Below are 15389 nucleotides of genomic sequence, written 5' to 3'. Positions count from 1 at the left end.
TAAATTTGTATTACCAAATGAGTTTCAAAATAATTGTTATTATTTTGAGTTTATTTTATCAGAATAAAAAAGAAACAAATATAATAGGTAATTTTGGTGTTCAATTGGTGTGAAATCAAAAATACAAACAAAAGTTGTCATTTTTAATGAAGTATAAAGAAAATATAATAGTAGGAATATCAATAGGAGATTTAAATGGAATTGGTGGAGAAATTATTTTAAAGACATTTGAAGATGCAAGAGTTTTAGATTTTTGCACGCCTGTAATTTTTGCTTCAGTAAAAAGCATGACTTTTTTCAAAAACCAATTCAAATCTCAAATTAATTTTCATAGTATAAACAGTATGAGTCAATTAGTTTTAGGTAAAGTTAATGTCTTTAATTGTTGGACAGAACCTATAAAAATTGAATTTGGTAAGGAAAATACAAAAATTGGAGCTTATGCGATAAAGTCTTTACAGGCAGCAACTAAAGCTTTAAAAAATGATGAAATTCATGTATTGGTAACTGCTCCTATAAATAAACATAATATTCAATCAGAAGACTTTAAGTTTCCTGGTCATACAGATTATTTAGCTCAAGAATTGGAAGGGGAAAGTTTGATGTTTATGGTTACAGAAACTTTAAGAATAGGATTATTGACAGATCATGTGCCAGTTAAAGATATAGCATCTCAAATAACTCCAAAATTAATTGAGCAAAAAATAGATACAGTTTATAGATCGCTTAAAAAAGATTTTAGAATTCAAAAACCGAAAATTGCTGTTTTAGGGATAAATCCACACACAGGAGATAACGGTGTTATAGGTAGTGAAGACGATACTGTTTTAAGACCGACCCTTCAAAAAATAAAAGAATCGGGAAAATTAGTTTTTGGTCCTTATGCGGCAGATAGTTTTTTTGGGTCTAATAATTATAAAAACTTTGATGCTGTAATTGCTTCTTATCATGATCAAGGATTGATACCTTTTAAAACATTATCCTTTGGGCAAGGAGTTAATTTTACGGCAGGTTTAAATAAAGTAAGAACTTCTCCAGATCACGGTACTGCTTATGAAATCGCAGGTAAAGGGATAGCAGATGAAAATTCTTTTAAAGAAGCTCTTTTTATGGGTATAAAATTATTTAAAAATAGATTTGATTATGAGTATCTTACCTCAAACCCGTTAAAGAAAGCGCCAAGAAATGAACGTAAAAAATAATACTGTAAGTTAGGTATAGTTAGCTTATGCAAAAAAAATAAACACATAACTATCAAAGATGTAAACAAAAAAATGTTTATAAATAATGTCGCTTAAATAAAAATTTTATATATTTGCAGGCTCAAAATAGATGTGATAATGAAGCCATTGAAAGAGTTTACAATTCCATTTGTAGGGTTAAAAATAGCAAAACATCTTTTTGAGTATGAAGTAAATCAGGCGTTCTTTAAGCATTTTGAGTATGAAGATTTTAATGATGTAAATATTCATGTAAATGTTGAGTTAGAAAAAAAAACAACATTACTAGAGTTGCATTTTGAAATTTCTGGATGGGTTAATGTGAATTGTGACCTAACTAATGAACCTTATAATCAAACTATAGAAAACACATTTGATTTAGTTGTTAATTTTGGAGATGAATATAATGATGAGCATATTGATATTCTTATCATTCCACATGGAACTTACGAAATTAGTGTTGAACAGTATATATATGAGTTAATTATATTGTCTGTTCCTATAAAAAGAATTCACCCAGGAGTAGAGGATGGATCGTTAGATTCAGAAATACTTAAAAAATTAGAAGAATTAAGCCCAAAGCTTAAAGAAGATAAAGAAAAAGAAGAGGATATTGATCCTCGTTGGAATACATTAAAGAAATTATTAACGGATAAATAAACATATAAAATGGCACATCCTAAAAGAAAAATCTCGAAAACAAGAAGAGATAAAAGAAGAACCCATTACAAAGCAACTGCGCCACAGATTGCTACATGCCCAACAACAGGTGAGGCTCATTTATATCACAGAGCACATTGGCATGAAGGGAAGCTATATTATAGAGGTCAAGTTTTAATTGACAACTCAGAAGCAGTAGAAAACGTAGCATAAATACTATGCATGCACATAAAAAAACGCTCACATGTGAGCGTTTTTTTTTATGATATATTTTTTCTAAAAGACAAAAACGCGTAATTTGCGTGAGATTAAACTAAAATTTAGTAGTTTTCACGAAATTTTGAACGCTTTTGTCTAATTTTAATGATTTTTTAGTTGAATTAACTATAGAGTTATGAGTAAAATCTCTGCAGCGATTACAGCTGTAGGCGCGTACGTGCCTGAATATGTATTAACCAATCAGATCCTTGAAACGATGGTTGATACCAATGACGAATGGATTACTAGTAGAACAGGAATCAAAGAACGTCGAATTCTTAAAGATGAAGGAAAAGGAACCTCTTTTCTTGCAATCAATGCAGCCCAAGATCTTATAAAGAAAAAAGGACTTAACCCCAAAGACATAGAACTTGTTATTGTTGCTACAGCAACTCCAGATATGAAAGCTGCTTCTACAGCATCATATACGGCTTCAAAAATAGGGGCGGTAAATGCATTTTCATTTGATATGGATGCAGCCTGTTCAAGTTTTTTATATGGAATGTCTGTTGCGGCTAGCTATATTGAATCTGGAAGATATAAAAATGTATTACTCATAGGAGCAGATAAAATGTCTTCTATTGTTAATTATAAAGATAGAGCAACTTGTATCATCTTTGGCGATGGTGCTGGTGCTGTATTATTCGAGCCTACAGAGGAGAACTTAGGACTTCAAGATGAATATTTAAGAAGCGATGGTACAGGAAGAGAATTTTTGCAAGCCACTTACGGAGGCTCTTCATTCTCTTTAACTCCTGAAGTTTTAGAAAAAGGAGGTCAGTATGCTTTTCAAGAAGGTAGAACAGTGTTTAAAAATGCCGTATTTAATATGGCAGATGCAACATCTAAAATATTAGATCGAAATAATTTAACTAAAGATAATGTTGATTGGCTTGCTGCACATCAAGCAAATAAGCGTATTATAGATGCAACAGCACAACGTATAAATTTAGAAGAAGAAAAAGTGATGATGAATATTGAAAAGTATGGGAATACAACATCGGCAACGATACCATTACTTTTAAATGATTATGAATTACAACTTAAAAAAGGAGATAATGTAATATTTGCCGCTTTTGGAGGCGGATTTAATTGGGGGTCTATTTATTTAAAATGGGCATATAATTCAGTAAAATAACCACATAACTAATTAATAGCAAAATTATGGATATAAAAGAAATTCAAAATTTAATCAAGTTTGTTGCTAAATCAGGAGCAAGTGAGGTTAAATTAGAAATGGATGACATAAAGATTACCATTAAAACAGGCTCAGAATCAGAAACAACTATTGTACACCAAGTTCCTGCAAATCAAATGCCTCAGATGTCTCAACCAGTAGCTGCTCAACCTGTTGTAGCAGAAGTAGCAACTCCGGCAAGTCAACCAGCAGCTCCCGCTAATGAAGACTCAAAATATATCACTATTAAATCACCAATAATAGGTACCTTCTATAGAAAGCCATCTCCAGATAAACCATTATTTGTTGAGGTAGGACAAACTATAGCAGAGGGTGATGTACTTTGTATTATAGAAGCTATGAAACTTTTTAATGAAATAGAATCTGAAGTTTCAGGAAAAGTTGTTAAAATATTAGTTGATGATTCTTCTCCAGTAGAATTTGATCAACCATTATTTTTAGTAGATCCGTCATAACATATTAAAAATTCCAATATACAAATCTCAGAATCCAGTATTTGGAATTTGGCGATTGGAATTTGTAATTTTTAATTCAAAAAGTTATGTTTAAAAAAATATTGATTGCCAATAGAGGGGAAATAGCACTACGAGTTATTAGAACCTGTAAAGAAATGGGTATTAAAACAGTAGCTGTATATTCTACTGTTGATGAAGAAAGTCTGCATGTAAAATTTGCAGACGAAGCAGTATGTATAGGACCTGCAGCAAGTAGCGAATCGTACTTAAAAATGTCTAATGTTATAGCAGCAGCAGAAATAACAAATGCAGATGCTATTCATCCAGGATATGGTTTTTTATCTGAAAACGCTAAGTTTTCAAAAATCTGTGAAGAACACGGAATAAAATTCATAGGCGCTTCAGCAGAGATGATTGACAGAATGGGAGACAAGGCTAATGCCAAGGAAACCATGAAGGCAGCTGGAGTACCATGTGTACCAGGAAGTGACGGTATCATTAAAGATTTTGAAGAATGCGAAAAACTAGCTGTAGAAACAGGTTACCCTGTTATGCTTAAAGCTTCTGCAGGCGGTGGTGGAAAAGGTATGCGCGCCGTATGGAAACCAGAAGAGCTTAAAGATGCTTGGGATTCTGCAAGACAAGAATCTAAAGCAGCATTTGGAAATGACGATATGTATATGGAAAAGCTTATTGAAGAGCCAAGACATATTGAAATTCAAATTGTAGGAGATTCTAAAGGGAAAGCATGCCACCTTTCAGAAAGAGATTGTTCTGTACAAAGACGTCATCAAAAATTAACAGAAGAAGTACCTTCTCCATTTATGACGACAGCTTTACGTAAAAAAATGGGTGAAGCAGCAGTAAAAGCAGCAGAATTTATTAAATACGAAGGCGCAGGAACTGTAGAATTTCTAGTAGATAAGCATAGAAATTTCTATTTCATGGAAATGAATACGCGTATTCAAGTAGAGCATCCAATTACCGAACAAGTAATAGATTTCGATTTAATACGTGAGCAAATATTAGTGGCTTCAGGAGTACTAATTTCGGGTAAAAACTACAATCCAAAATTACACTCTATAGAATGTCGTATTAATGCTGAAGATCCATTTAATGGCTTTAGACCATCTCCAGGAAAAATAACAACACTACATGCACCAGGAGGCCATGGAGTACGTTTAGATACGCATGTATACGCAGGATATACAATTCCGGCAAATTACGATTCTATGATCGCTAAGTTAATTACGACAGCACAAACTAGAGAAGAAGCTATCAGTAAAATGAAGCGCGCATTAGATGAGTTTGTTATAGAAGGTATAAAAACAACCATTCCTTTCCACAGACAGTTAATGGATCATCCAGATTATATAGCCGGAGATTACACTACGAAGTTTATGGAAGACTTTGAAATGCAAAAACAAATAGAAGAATAATAAAAAACTCCGAAAGTAATTTCGGAGTTTTTTATTTTGGTATTTAATACAGTTTAGATTTACTTCAATGTCGTTTATGGTGTTACTTTTGCAAAAAAGCAAAAGTCAGGCTTTCGCAAGTCGCTTTTTTGCGTTGTTAATTAAGTGAATTACATTTATTTTGACAATTTTGAATATAACAAGATTACGGTTATTTATTAAGGAAAAAAAGAGCTCCAACAATTGCTCTATCCTTAACACGAAAATAGTAACTTCGTAATATGAGCTTATCTTATTGGGAAATAAAATCTTGGTTATCTAATATAGACTATACCATAATAGGAAGTGGTATTGTAGGACTTAATTGTGCTTTGCAATTAAAAAAACAAGCTCCTAAAGCTAATATACTAGTGTTGGAAAAGGGAGTATTGCCACAAGGAGCAAGTACCAAAAATGCAGGATTTACTTGTTTTGGAAGTTTAAGCGAAATAATAGACGATTTAAAATATCATAGTGAAGAAGAAGTCTTAACATTAGTACAGCAGCGGGTAAAAGGATTAGACTTGTTAAGGAAAACATTAGGAGATAAAGCTATTAATTATAAATGTTTAGGAGGTTACGAGTTATTTGGAGAGAAGGACGATATGTTTTTTAATAGCTGTATTTCTCAAAAACAATATATAAACAATATGCTAAAACCATTATTTAATGAAACCGTTTTTAGTTTAAGACCAAATCATTTTAATTTTAAAACTATAAAGAATCAACTTGTTTTCAATTCATTTGAAGGACAAATTGATACAGGAAAAATGATGGAAAACTTGCTTTTAAAAGTGCAATCAAAAGGCATTAAAATTTTAAACAATGTTACAGTTAATGAGTTTTTTGAAGACGGTAATTCGGTTAAAATAAAAACGAATGATTTTGAATTCTCAACCTCAAAGCTATTAATAGCAACTAACGGTTTTACATCACAGCTTTTAAATGAAAAAGTAAAACCAGCAAGAGCTCAGGTAATTATAACAAAACCAATTAAAAATTTGCATATAAAAGGGACATTTCATTTAGATAAAGGTTATTACTATTTTAGAAATATAGATGATAGAATTTTACTTGGAGGAGGTAGAAACCTTGATTTTAAAACAGAAGAAACAATAATATTAGGAGAAACAGAAATGATACAAAATAAGCTGGAAATACTTTTAAAAACTGTTATTTTGCCAGATATACCTTTTCAAATAGAACATAAATGGAGTGGGATTATGGGAGTAGGTATCCAGAAAAAACCAATAGTAAAACCAATAAGTAACCATGTTTTTTGTGGTGTGCGTTTAGGAGGAATGGGTATTGCTCTTGGGAGTTTAGTAGGGAAATCATTAGCAGATTTAGTAGCGTAAATAATGAAGAGATTTTTTCGTTTTATATTTAAATTATTATTTTGGATTGTTGTTTTATCTATAGGCTTAGTTGTCTTATTTAAATATGTTCCAGTACCAATAACACCATTAATGGTGATTAGGTATTTTGAAAATGAAACAGCTCATAAAAAGAATAACTTCCAGCACGATTGGGTGCCAATAGATAAAATTTCAAAAAAAATACAATTAGCGGTAATTTGTAGTGAAGATCAGAAATTTAAAAAGCATAACGGTTTTGATATAGCAGCTATCGAAAGAGCTTATAAAAATAATAAAACAGGGAAAAGAATAAAAGGAGGAAGTACTATTAGTCAGCAAACAGCAAAAAACGTTTTTTTATGGCCAGAACGTAGTTGGTTACGCAAAGGTCTAGAAACTTATTTCACTTTTTTAATTGAAAAAATTTGGACTAAAGAACGTATTCTAGAAGTTTATTTAAATAGTATTGAAATGGGAGATGGTATTTATGGAGCCGAAGCCGCATCTCAATATTGGTTTAATAAGCCAGCTGTAAAATTAACGGCTTATGAAGCTGCGGCTATTGCTTCTATATTACCAAACCCAAGAAGGTATCGTGCTAATCCAGCTTCAGTTTATATTCAAAAGCGAAAAGAATGGATTGTATCTCAGATGCATTTTTATGGGACATTAGAATTTAAAGCTCAAAAATGAATATAAAACAAAACTTGTATAACCAATGTCTTGAGTTTATAGATAATCGTCTTAAAACGGTTCAAAAAACGATGCAAGAAATTCAAGAATCCTTACTTTCCGAAACTAAAAGTAGTGCTGGAGATAAACATGAAACAGGTAGAGCCATGTTGCAATTAGAACGCGAAAAAGCAGGGAATCAATTAGCAGAAATTAATAAAATAAAAGAGAATTTTTCTAAAATTGACATAGAAAAATTCTCTAATATTATTGGTTTAGGTACCGTAGTTTATACGTCTCAAGCAAATTATTTTATAGCTATAAGTGCAGGTGAATTAAAAGTAAATAAAGACACCTTTTATGCTATTTCTCCAAATACACCTATTGGACAGTTGTTAATAGGTAAAAATATTAATGATATTGTTGTATTTAGAGAACAAAAGTTTAAAGTAATTAATATCGATTAATGTTTTAGTGTATTCAATCAAAAGTTTAAATTTCTAAAAGCTTAATATTTATTGTTTAATCAATTTGTATTTGATATTATTTATAGAAATAAAATAAAGCCCTCTGCTTAAATTTTCAATATCTAATGTCGAAGACTTTATATTATATTCATATTTAGAGACTAATTTTCCATTTATATTATAAATTTTAACTTGATTATCCTGTGGAGTTTCAAAGGTCATTTTTATTTCTCTTCTAGCAGGATTAGGATAAAATGGATTATTTTGTTGGTTAACATTAAAATTAGAAGTTCCTAATACTGATAAATCTTCGGGGTTATAGAAGTTACCACTCATAGCTAATAAGTAAAGTACACGAAGTGTAGATCCAAAATAGGCATTAGTAGTCATATTTACAACTTGACTATAAGCAGAGTTAACAAAATTTTGATCTGTAGATGCCATTGCAGCAACAGCATAAGCGCCTGTAAATGTAATATCTTTATAATTTACATCTCCTAGTTGTGTGCCATCAAGATTGTATCCTGCATATATATTGTCTAAACCTCCTTTGTCATTAATAAAATCGATAGATTTATTAGAGTATGTTAACGCAGCATTATTTCCATACCATAAATAATCTACAGCGATTCTCCATGGTGTTCTTGCTGCATCATAAGAATAAGTTTTACCTTGGTTTTTTGCCCAACCGACTTCAGAAGAAAATCCTCCATTTGCATTACACCAATCTGAAACTAAATTATGAACGGCATTGTTTACAGATTGATTTAAATTGATAATCTCATAACTTTTTGAGGCTATAGCAGCCCAATTAGAATCATTAGTGTAAGATCCGTAGGCTCTATAATATCCTGGAGAATAATATGATATATTGGTTGTTTGAGAACCGCCCCATGCATCACCAGGCTTTAATACATTTGTTCCAGATTCTACCTCGTGAGTTTTAATAATATCTATTAAATTAGTAGCGGCTGTACCATAATTAATAGTTCCAGTATTTCCCCATCTACGTTCTGCTACCATTAAGGCAATAGCAGCGTCTAGTTCGGCATCTGTGGCTCCGTTCTGTCCATCAACAGATGAACACCCATTAATTTTCCAGTTCATCACTCCATTTCCATTTAAAAAATTGATGTAATATTTCCAAAGACCATCTAATAAAGTTTGGTCTCCTGCATAGGCAGCAATTAACATTCCATAACCAATACCTTCAGATACTGTTTGGGCTGGATTGTCAAATTTCACACGTATGCGATCGTCTCCACAACTTTCTGTGAATTTTGTTTTCCACGTTGTGTAAGCTGAAGTAACATCAGTTGGTTTTAAATTTGTTGGAAGTGTTCCATGTTTATAATTAAGATTTAATAGTGATTGTGCATCATTAAAGTTTATGCATAGTAATACTAAGATAACGGCTAAGTTGATTTTTTTCATGAATGAATTTTTTTAGGCTAAGTTTTTAAAGTGAAATATATATACGATATTTTTTACTGAACCAGATGTTGTGTTGTCTGAAAAAACATAATCACTTGTAATTAATTATTCTTATAGTTTTGTTTTTATGTAATTTTTCATTCTTTAAGGACGTTGAGGAGAAGAGTCTTATATATTAATGAAATGTTTATGTACTTGAATAGTATACTTATGTCAGTGAAATAAAGGGTTGATTCTTTGACTGGATGAACACTTTAAGTTAATGAGTTAGCTAAGAAAGATTGATATAAATTCTTTTCTTTCTGAAGAAGTTGCTAATATAATAGTTTATAATTGAAATTAATAAAATAAAAACTCTCTAATGTTATTGGATTATACTAATTGGTAAAAGGCTAATGCTTTTTAAATAACTTGTTGTTTGCGTTAAGTTTTTATAGAGTTTTTAATTAGATGTTATTTTATAATAATCAATTCGAATTTAATGAAGCGTTTTAAGTTTAGATGTAATCTTAAAACGTAATCTATTAATTTCATTTTGTTTAATTATAGATTTAATAATTTTTCCTTTATTTAACAATAGGTAAATTGTGTTGCGTTTTTTTAATTCATTTAAAGATTTGGTAAAATGGCTATGGTATTCGTCAAGTACCATATTGATTTTTGTATCTGTTTTTATTTCTACTTTTTCATAAGCTTCATGAATACTTCTTATGGTATTTTGGTATTGACTTTTTGTAGTAAGATACTTTTGCTTCCAGTCTTCAGCGTCAAAAGGAACAACATTTTGTTTTATACTTTTAGCACTAAGTGTTATTTCCTCAATGCATTCTGGGGTAAAGCCTTCTTTTAAAACAGCGATATCTAATAAATCATTACTATCAATAAATATTTTTAATGCTGTTTTATTTAGTAATTCATATTTATATGGAATTTGAAATTCAAAATCCTGTGTTTTAATAATGTATTCAAGGTGTTTAGAACTTGTAAAATTCTGTAGGTCTATAAGGTCTACAACTAAGTGTGAAAATTCATTTTTATAAATTTTAAAAACGAGTTTTAGGTTGTTGTCCTTTAATTCAAAGCTCTTAAGTTTTATAATTCTGCTTGTAAAATTCATTTCTCATGGTAAAAAGTAATTTATTGATCTTTTCAAGATTTGTTTTTTTAATTAAACTTGAATTACCATAAATTACAAAGGTTTTTTATGTTTCCTTTAAGCACCAATTTAAAATTTTAGCAATGTTATTAGTAATGTCTATTCCTTTAGAGTATCCGGATAAACATAGTATATAAAACACTGTTAGGTTTTTAGTGTGATACTTATATTTGTCTAATACCGACTTAAGTATAAAATGTCATATTAAAGACGATTCCATTTTATAATTAAATTGTTATAGTAGCTAGAATGTTATGTTGTATCAAAATCACATTCTGTTTTTTACCTGTTGTACTTTTTGAGAATTTATCCTGATGGTATATGTTTTTGAGTCATAATAAATTTTTAAAAACTAATAATAGCTCAACAAACTTAACGACATTACATATTAATCCTTTACGGATATCTGTAAAGAGGTGAGATTTTTTTAGAAAATACTATAATTATTTTTATAAAACCCCTATTTTAATAAGTTTAGAGATAAGATGTGTGGTATTTTTTGCTTCAAAATGATCAAAAAGCTTACTTATTTTTTTGTCTATCGTACTTTCACTATTTGGAGTAATATTTTGTTCTTTAAATTTTTGAACAATTTCTTTTTTGTTAAACCCGTTAGCAAGTTCTTTTAAAATTGATAAGTCAAAATTGTCTAATTCGAATACATCATTATCTACAAGGTTTATTTGAGGAGAGAGATATGTTTTATTTTGATAGATGTTATATATGGCACTTATAAGTTCTGTTAGTCCGTGACGTCCTTTACAAACATAGCCATTAATGTTTTGCTCTTTAAAAAGGGTATTTATTTGGGTAACATTATCTACCATAGAATACACAATAACTTTTATTTTAGGCTGTATAAGTTTTATAGCATTTATAAGTTCAATTCCAGAAGAGAGTTTTCTAGAGACTAGACTTTCTTTAAAATGTAAATCTGTAATTAATAACTCAAAAGGAATATTATTTGTCTCAGCAATTTTAAACCTGTTGTATGCTTTATCGCAATATAGTTCGTTTTGTATTTCTACACCTTTTAATTTTTCTGTAAGTGTTTGAATAATACCAAGATTTTCTCCTCCAAAATCTTCTGCGACTAATATTTTTTTAAACATGTTAATTGGGGATTTGTATTTGGGCTTTAAAGCCTTTTCCTTTTTCTGAGTCAAATATAATAGTTCCTCCAATAGCTTTAATACGGTTTTCTGTATTCTTAAGTCCGTTTATATTGGTTAAATGATCTAAAGAAACTCCAATGCCATCGTCTGAGTAATTGATTTTTAATAGATTATCCTCGTTTTTAAAAATAATAGAAATTATGGTGGCTTTACTATGTTTTTTCATGTTAATCATTAACTCCTGTAACACTTTATATAGCGAAGTCTTTTCTAAGTCTTTTACGGTAGACCAGTTTATATCTTTTAACCCTGTAATGTAAAGTTGTGTTGTAACAGGTTTTAGTGTGCGCATCATTCCTAAAAGTTCGTCTTTATAGTTTGGTCCCGTATTAACTTCGTTTATTTCTCTAGAAAAATTTCTACTTTGGTTGTATAAGCCTTCTAGTTTATCGAGTACAGTGGTTTTGTTGGTGTTGTTTTCTATTAACATCATGGCTTGATTAATAATGCCTCCAAAATCGTCATGAACTCTTCTAGATAATGATGCTTCAGTCTCATAAGTCGCCTCAAGTTTCTCTATTTTGTTTTTCTGTGCTAAATAGTCAGCTCTTTTTTTTAGGTTTTTAGTGCGTTGTTTAAAAAAGTAAATAGTAAAGCAGGTTATTAAAAGTGCAATAATTAAAGCAAAAAGAAATAAGAGTTTATAGCTACGCTCTTGTGTTGCTATAACTTCCTTTTCCGCTTTTTCTTTTTGTAAACGCAGTATAGACTCTTGTTTTTGCTTATCATCATATTTATACTTGGCAAATTGCGTTTTAACTTTTAATTCTTGCTCATATAAACTGTCTTGTAAAAAAACATAACGGTCGCGTAATTCAATATTTTTGGGGTAGAGCTGCATTAAAATTTTAATGGCACCTTTTTCTGCTCGAGGCACTTTTATTGCTTTTGATAGGTGAATTACAGAATCAAAATATGACGATGCTTTTTTTATGTTATTTTTAGAATAAAACTCTCCTAAATGAGAATAACTATAAATTTGACCTAATTTATCATTGTTTTTGATTCTTATTTTTAGTGCATTTAATAAAGTGAGTTCGGTATTGTTTTGTCCTGATAGCCACTTAGCATAAGATAAATTATCAATAATCCTAGCATAATTATTATTGTCGTCTCTTGTTAGTGAATCTTTACTAATACTATCTAGTATTGTGATTGCGGTCTTGTATTGTTTGTTTTCTATATAAGCAGTCGCTAAATTATTTTTATATACTAGCTTGTCTTTTTCAGATAATGTGATTTTTATGGCTTTATTGTAGAAATTAAAAGCATCATCATAATTAAGTAAATATCCGTGATTTGTAGCTAAAATATCATACGAAGAAGCAATATATTTAACATCTTCTTTTGGGTGTAAATATTGTAACGCTTCTGTGATAGTTTCTTTGCTGCCAAAAAAATCATTTTGATCTTGTTGAATCATTGCCATAGTTAAAAGGGCTTTTCCTGTCCAACTATGGTTTTTAATTTGTTGAAAATGATTTTTTGAAAGATTATAATTTATAAATGCACTATCAGGAATATGTGCAACCTCATCAAAATAATAAGCTTTTAAATAAAATTGTTTTGCTAAGTTATATTGATCATTACTATATGTTGCATGATTGATTAAAATTTTATCATAAAACAATAGGCTGTCGTATTCTTTCATTGAAAAATGAAGAAAGTTTTTACGATACAAGACGTCAGCTAATAAAGTATCTTTATCTCTGTTTTTTGCTAAATAAAAAGCTTGATTTATGGCTTTAAGTTTTTCTTCTAAACTAAGCGTTTCGTTTTCTGATGCATTGTAATAATATAAAGTATTATTATAAATAGGGTTCTTTAGTTGAGAGCTAAAGTGATCATCGGAGGTACAAGATAAAAACAGAGTTATAGTAAAATATGTTAAAATTTTATTCAATTTAAGTTTTATGTTAAATGTTTTAAAAAAGAGTCATATCATAGAGATATGACTCAAATTAATAATATTTTTATTACTGGAAAGAAGGAGGGGGTTTAATTTTTCCTGTACCTCCATCTGTTGCCTGTACCTGCTCAAAAAGTGCATCTTCTTCAGCAATTGAATCATTAGTACAAGAAAATAAAAATATATTAAAAACGATTACCATTAAGGCTATAATTATTTTTTTCATAGTTTAGAAACTTTAGAATTAAACATAGGGGTGGCTGTCCGGCGGTTTTCCAGATTTGCTTTTTAAGCTATCACCCGTTGTTTTTTTGGAAAGTAAAAATCTTATGCAGTAGTGTTTAACTACTTTCCATTTGGCTAAAAACCAACTGCATTATAGACTTTTGTTAGAACAAATTTTTTAGAATTACTATGTTAGTTTTACATAGTAATTATTTGTTCTACATGAGGTTATTATGGTTTATGTAAATCATATTCATAGGTCTTTGTTTAAATAGGTTAGTATTTGTTTTAAGAGATGCCTTTTTTAGCGTATAAAAACTGACCGGATTGAATAATTGGAATAAAAAATCCGAGCAGTATTTGTCCTCGGATTTTTTCTATAAAATTAATTATAGAAAAAGCCGAAGTTTGTTGTGTGAGTGCGAGTCACAACTAAATTTTTGAAATGCAATTTTATGTATCATGATGTTCTATATAAGTATACTTAAACCTTAAAATGTTACACTTTTTTTAACTTATTTAGTCGTTTAAAGTTCAATATATTAATGCGTTGGCTTTTTATATGCTTTATTATTTATCAGAAATAATATTTTTAAATTAAGACATAAAAAAAGCATCTCTTTTTGGGAGATGCTATATTTAAAGTGCTATATGATTTTAATTAATTCATATATACTTATTCTCCCTTTTTATTAAAATTGCTTGTTCATCAATATGAAGTTGCCCTACGCTTTTTGGCGAACTAAAACAGCTATATAATGACGTATTATGTATTAGGAGATTTTTCATTATTTTTATTTTTCGTTATTATTTTTTGACACTGCAAATATCTAATCGTTTTTTGAATTACACAAGAGAAGTATGATTTATTTTATTGATTATAAGATAGTTATGTTTGTTTTTAGGCAAAGGTATTCCTATCCGTTTTCTACAGATATTTAACATTTTACATAATAAACTGTCTCTTAGTTATTTCTTGTTTCAATGACTCTATTTTACTTTTTTAACTTTTCAAACATTATTTTTAAATTTTTATAAAAAAAACGTCCAATATTAATTGGACGCTTATAATTTATGATGATTTATGTTTAGTTATCTGTTCAATTACCTTTTAAAATCACATAGCATCCGTTTGGTTCAATATAAATTGAACTAAAATCAAGGGAAAAATTCCCAGCATTTTTGCTTTTATGTAATCTTTGCGGTATCATAAATATGCGGCAAAGATCTTCATTATTATTTTATTAGCACTTTATTTTTGTTATAAAATTGTTTTCTAATTTTTTAAACACCAATGAAGAATTTTAGCAATATTATTTGCATCGTCTATTCTTCTATGATGAGTGCCTTCTAAAGGGATATTTAGTAGGCCTAAAGCGCCTTTCATACCTACTTTTCGTTTTAATCCTTTGGTTTCGGAAAATAGTGTTTTTACGTTGATATGATTTTGAGACAAAGGGTATTCTATATCTCGTATTTTACATTGATTTTCATCATATTTAAATCGTATGTTGGCACTCTATGTCATACAATTGCGAAGTTGATTTGGGGGGAATTCAAATTTTAAAACCTTTATTATTACATGTGTCTTCTAAAAACACAAGTGGAAAATATCGTCGTGTTTTACATTTAGAGTTTTCTTCTGTAGAATTATCTAATGAATTAGAGTACGCAGAAAGAGAAAACCTGAAAAATGAGTAAGAATTAATTTCATTATTTACATAAATTTAATACATAACTTTTGG

16 protein-coding genes are annotated in these 15389 nt (G+C 29.6%); 10 read left to right on the top strand and 6 right to left on the bottom strand.

Going from position 1 to position 15389, the window contains the following annotated elements:
• Nucleotides 1–146 precede the first annotated feature (146 nt).
• The 9 genes from pdxA to A8C32_RS03785 all read left to right on the top strand — a co-directional run bounded on the left by pdxA (nt 147) and on the right by A8C32_RS03785 (nt 7745).
• Entirely contained in the window at nt 147–1202 is a 1056-nt protein-coding gene (gene pdxA / locus A8C32_RS03825) for a 4-hydroxythreonine-4-phosphate dehydrogenase PdxA (RefSeq protein WP_069829110.1), read from the top strand.
• A gap of 138 nt (nt 1203–1340) precedes the next feature.
• On the top strand, nt 1341–1880 hold the full coding sequence (locus A8C32_RS03820; protein WP_069829109.1) for a YceD family protein: 540 nt from the start codon (nt 1341–1343) through the stop codon (nt 1878–1880).
• Nucleotides 1881–1889: 9 nt separating this feature from the next.
• Nucleotides 1890–2093 (top strand): 50S ribosomal protein L32, encoded by a 204-nt coding sequence (gene rpmF, locus A8C32_RS03815; protein ID WP_069829108.1) that lies wholly within the window; start codon nt 1890–1892, stop codon nt 2091–2093.
• Between the two features lie 181 nt (nt 2094–2274).
• A complete protein-coding gene (locus tag A8C32_RS03810; protein WP_069829107.1) occupies nt 2275–3276 on the top strand; it encodes a beta-ketoacyl-ACP synthase III in 1002 nt (333 codons plus the stop codon).
• 26 nt (nt 3277–3302) lie between these two features.
• Nucleotides 3303–3791 carry an acetyl-CoA carboxylase biotin carboxyl carrier protein gene (gene accB / locus A8C32_RS03805; RefSeq protein WP_069829106.1) on the top strand — a complete coding sequence of 163 codons (489 nt, stop codon included), beginning with the start codon at nt 3303–3305 and terminating at the stop codon, nt 3789–3791.
• A gap of 86 nt (nt 3792–3877) precedes the next feature.
• Nucleotides 3878–5230, top strand: coding sequence for an acetyl-CoA carboxylase biotin carboxylase subunit (accC, locus tag A8C32_RS03800; RefSeq protein WP_069829105.1), 1353 nt, complete (start codon nt 3878–3880; stop codon nt 5228–5230).
• 260 nt (nt 5231–5490) lie between these two features.
• Nucleotides 5491–6606, top strand: a complete 1116-nt coding sequence (locus A8C32_RS03795; protein ID WP_069829104.1) for an NAD(P)/FAD-dependent oxidoreductase — start codon at nt 5491–5493, stop codon at nt 6604–6606.
• Nucleotides 6607–6609: 3 nt separating this feature from the next.
• Entirely contained in the window at nt 6610–7299 is a 690-nt protein-coding gene (gene mtgA, locus A8C32_RS03790) for a monofunctional biosynthetic peptidoglycan transglycosylase (protein ID WP_083253230.1), read from the top strand.
• Nucleotides 7296–7745: a 3-oxoacyl-ACP synthase gene (locus tag A8C32_RS03785; protein ID WP_069829102.1), complete on the top strand. Its 450-nt coding sequence runs from the start codon at nt 7296–7298 to the stop codon at nt 7743–7745. The genes mtgA and A8C32_RS03785 overlap by 4 nt, the downstream gene beginning before the upstream one ends.
• 48 nt (nt 7746–7793) lie before the next feature.
• Here A8C32_RS03785 and A8C32_RS03780 read toward each other — a convergent pair whose 3' ends face one another.
• From A8C32_RS03780 to A8C32_RS20170, 6 genes are all read right to left on the bottom strand, one after another.
• Nucleotides 7794–9179: a glycosyl hydrolase family 8 gene (locus A8C32_RS03780; RefSeq protein ID WP_069829101.1), complete on the bottom strand. Its 1386-nt coding sequence runs from the start codon at nt 9177–9179 to the stop codon at nt 7794–7796.
• A 478-nt stretch (nt 9180–9657) separates the two neighbouring features.
• Nucleotides 9658–10296 carry a hypothetical protein gene (locus A8C32_RS03775; protein ID WP_069829100.1) on the bottom strand — a complete coding sequence of 213 codons (639 nt, stop codon included), beginning with the start codon at nt 10294–10296 and terminating at the stop codon, nt 9658–9660.
• Nucleotides 10297–10784: 488 nt separating this feature from the next.
• Complete coding sequence (locus A8C32_RS03770) at nt 10785–11447, bottom strand: response regulator (RefSeq protein ID WP_069829099.1); 663 nt, start codon at nt 11445–11447, stop codon at nt 10785–10787.
• Between the two features lies 1 nt (nt 11448).
• Nucleotides 11449–13413, bottom strand: a complete 1965-nt coding sequence (locus A8C32_RS03765) for a tetratricopeptide repeat-containing sensor histidine kinase (protein ID WP_069829098.1) — start codon at nt 13411–13413, stop codon at nt 11449–11451.
• A 73-nt stretch (nt 13414–13486) separates the two neighbouring features.
• Nucleotides 13487–13645 carry a hypothetical protein gene (locus tag A8C32_RS20500; RefSeq protein WP_165605781.1) on the bottom strand — a complete coding sequence of 53 codons (159 nt, stop codon included), beginning with the start codon at nt 13643–13645 and terminating at the stop codon, nt 13487–13489.
• Between the two features lie 1275 nt (nt 13646–14920).
• On the bottom strand, nt 14921–15100 hold the full coding sequence (locus tag A8C32_RS20170) for a 3'-5' exonuclease family protein (RefSeq protein WP_240491680.1): 180 nt from the start codon (nt 15098–15100) through the stop codon (nt 14921–14923).
• A gap of 65 nt (nt 15101–15165) precedes the next feature.
• Here A8C32_RS20170 and A8C32_RS03760 point away from each other — a divergent pair, with 65 nt between their 5' ends.
• Nucleotides 15166–15345, top strand: coding sequence for a hypothetical protein (locus tag A8C32_RS03760; RefSeq protein WP_069829097.1), 180 nt, complete (start codon nt 15166–15168; stop codon nt 15343–15345).
• The last annotated feature ends 44 nt before the right edge of the window (nt 15346–15389 follow it).

Source organism: Flavivirga aquatica, from assembly GCF_001747085.1.
GTDB classification, from domain to species: Bacteria; Bacteroidota; Bacteroidia; order Flavobacteriales; family Flavobacteriaceae; genus Algibacter_C; species Algibacter_C aquatica.
This window is presented reverse-complemented; position numbering and strand designations above follow the sequence as displayed.

What these genes read in the sequence shown, in the direction of transcription:
- A8C32_RS03775 (WP_069829100.1), bottom strand. Translation starts at nt 10,296, where the DNA reads ATGAATTTTACAAGCAGAATTATAAAACTTAAGAGCTTTGAATTAAAG.
- accB (WP_069829106.1), top strand. Translation starts at nt 3,303, where the DNA reads ATGGATATAAAAGAAATTCAAAATTTAATCAAGTTTGTTGCTAAATCA.
- A8C32_RS03785 (WP_069829102.1), top strand. Translation starts at nt 7,296, where the DNA reads ATGAATATAAAACAAAACTTGTATAACCAATGTCTTGAGTTTATAGAT.
- A8C32_RS03810 (WP_069829107.1), top strand. Translation starts at nt 2,275, where the DNA reads ATGAGTAAAATCTCTGCAGCGATTACAGCTGTAGGCGCGTACGTGCCT.
- A8C32_RS03760 (WP_069829097.1), top strand. Translation starts at nt 15,166, where the DNA reads ATGTCATACAATTGCGAAGTTGATTTGGGGGGAATTCAAATTTTAAAA.
- A8C32_RS20500 (WP_165605781.1), bottom strand. Translation starts at nt 13,645, where the DNA reads ATGAAAAAAATAATTATAGCCTTAATGGTAATCGTTTTTAATATATTT.
- A8C32_RS03770 (WP_069829099.1), bottom strand. Translation starts at nt 11,447, where the DNA reads ATGTTTAAAAAAATATTAGTCGCAGAAGATTTTGGAGGAGAAAATCTT.
- mtgA (WP_083253230.1), top strand. Translation starts at nt 6,610, where the DNA reads ATGAAGAGATTTTTTCGTTTTATATTTAAATTATTATTTTGGATTGTT.
- pdxA (WP_069829110.1), top strand. Translation starts at nt 147, where the DNA reads ATGAAGTATAAAGAAAATATAATAGTAGGAATATCAATAGGAGATTTA.
- A8C32_RS03780 (WP_069829101.1), bottom strand. Translation starts at nt 9,179, where the DNA reads ATGAAAAAAATCAACTTAGCCGTTATCTTAGTATTACTATGCATAAAC.
- A8C32_RS03820 (WP_069829109.1), top strand. Translation starts at nt 1,341, where the DNA reads ATGAAGCCATTGAAAGAGTTTACAATTCCATTTGTAGGGTTAAAAATA.
- A8C32_RS03795 (WP_069829104.1), top strand. Translation starts at nt 5,491, where the DNA reads ATGAGCTTATCTTATTGGGAAATAAAATCTTGGTTATCTAATATAGAC.
- rpmF (WP_069829108.1), top strand. Translation starts at nt 1,890, where the DNA reads ATGGCACATCCTAAAAGAAAAATCTCGAAAACAAGAAGAGATAAAAGA.
- accC (WP_069829105.1), top strand. Translation starts at nt 3,878, where the DNA reads ATGTTTAAAAAAATATTGATTGCCAATAGAGGGGAAATAGCACTACGA.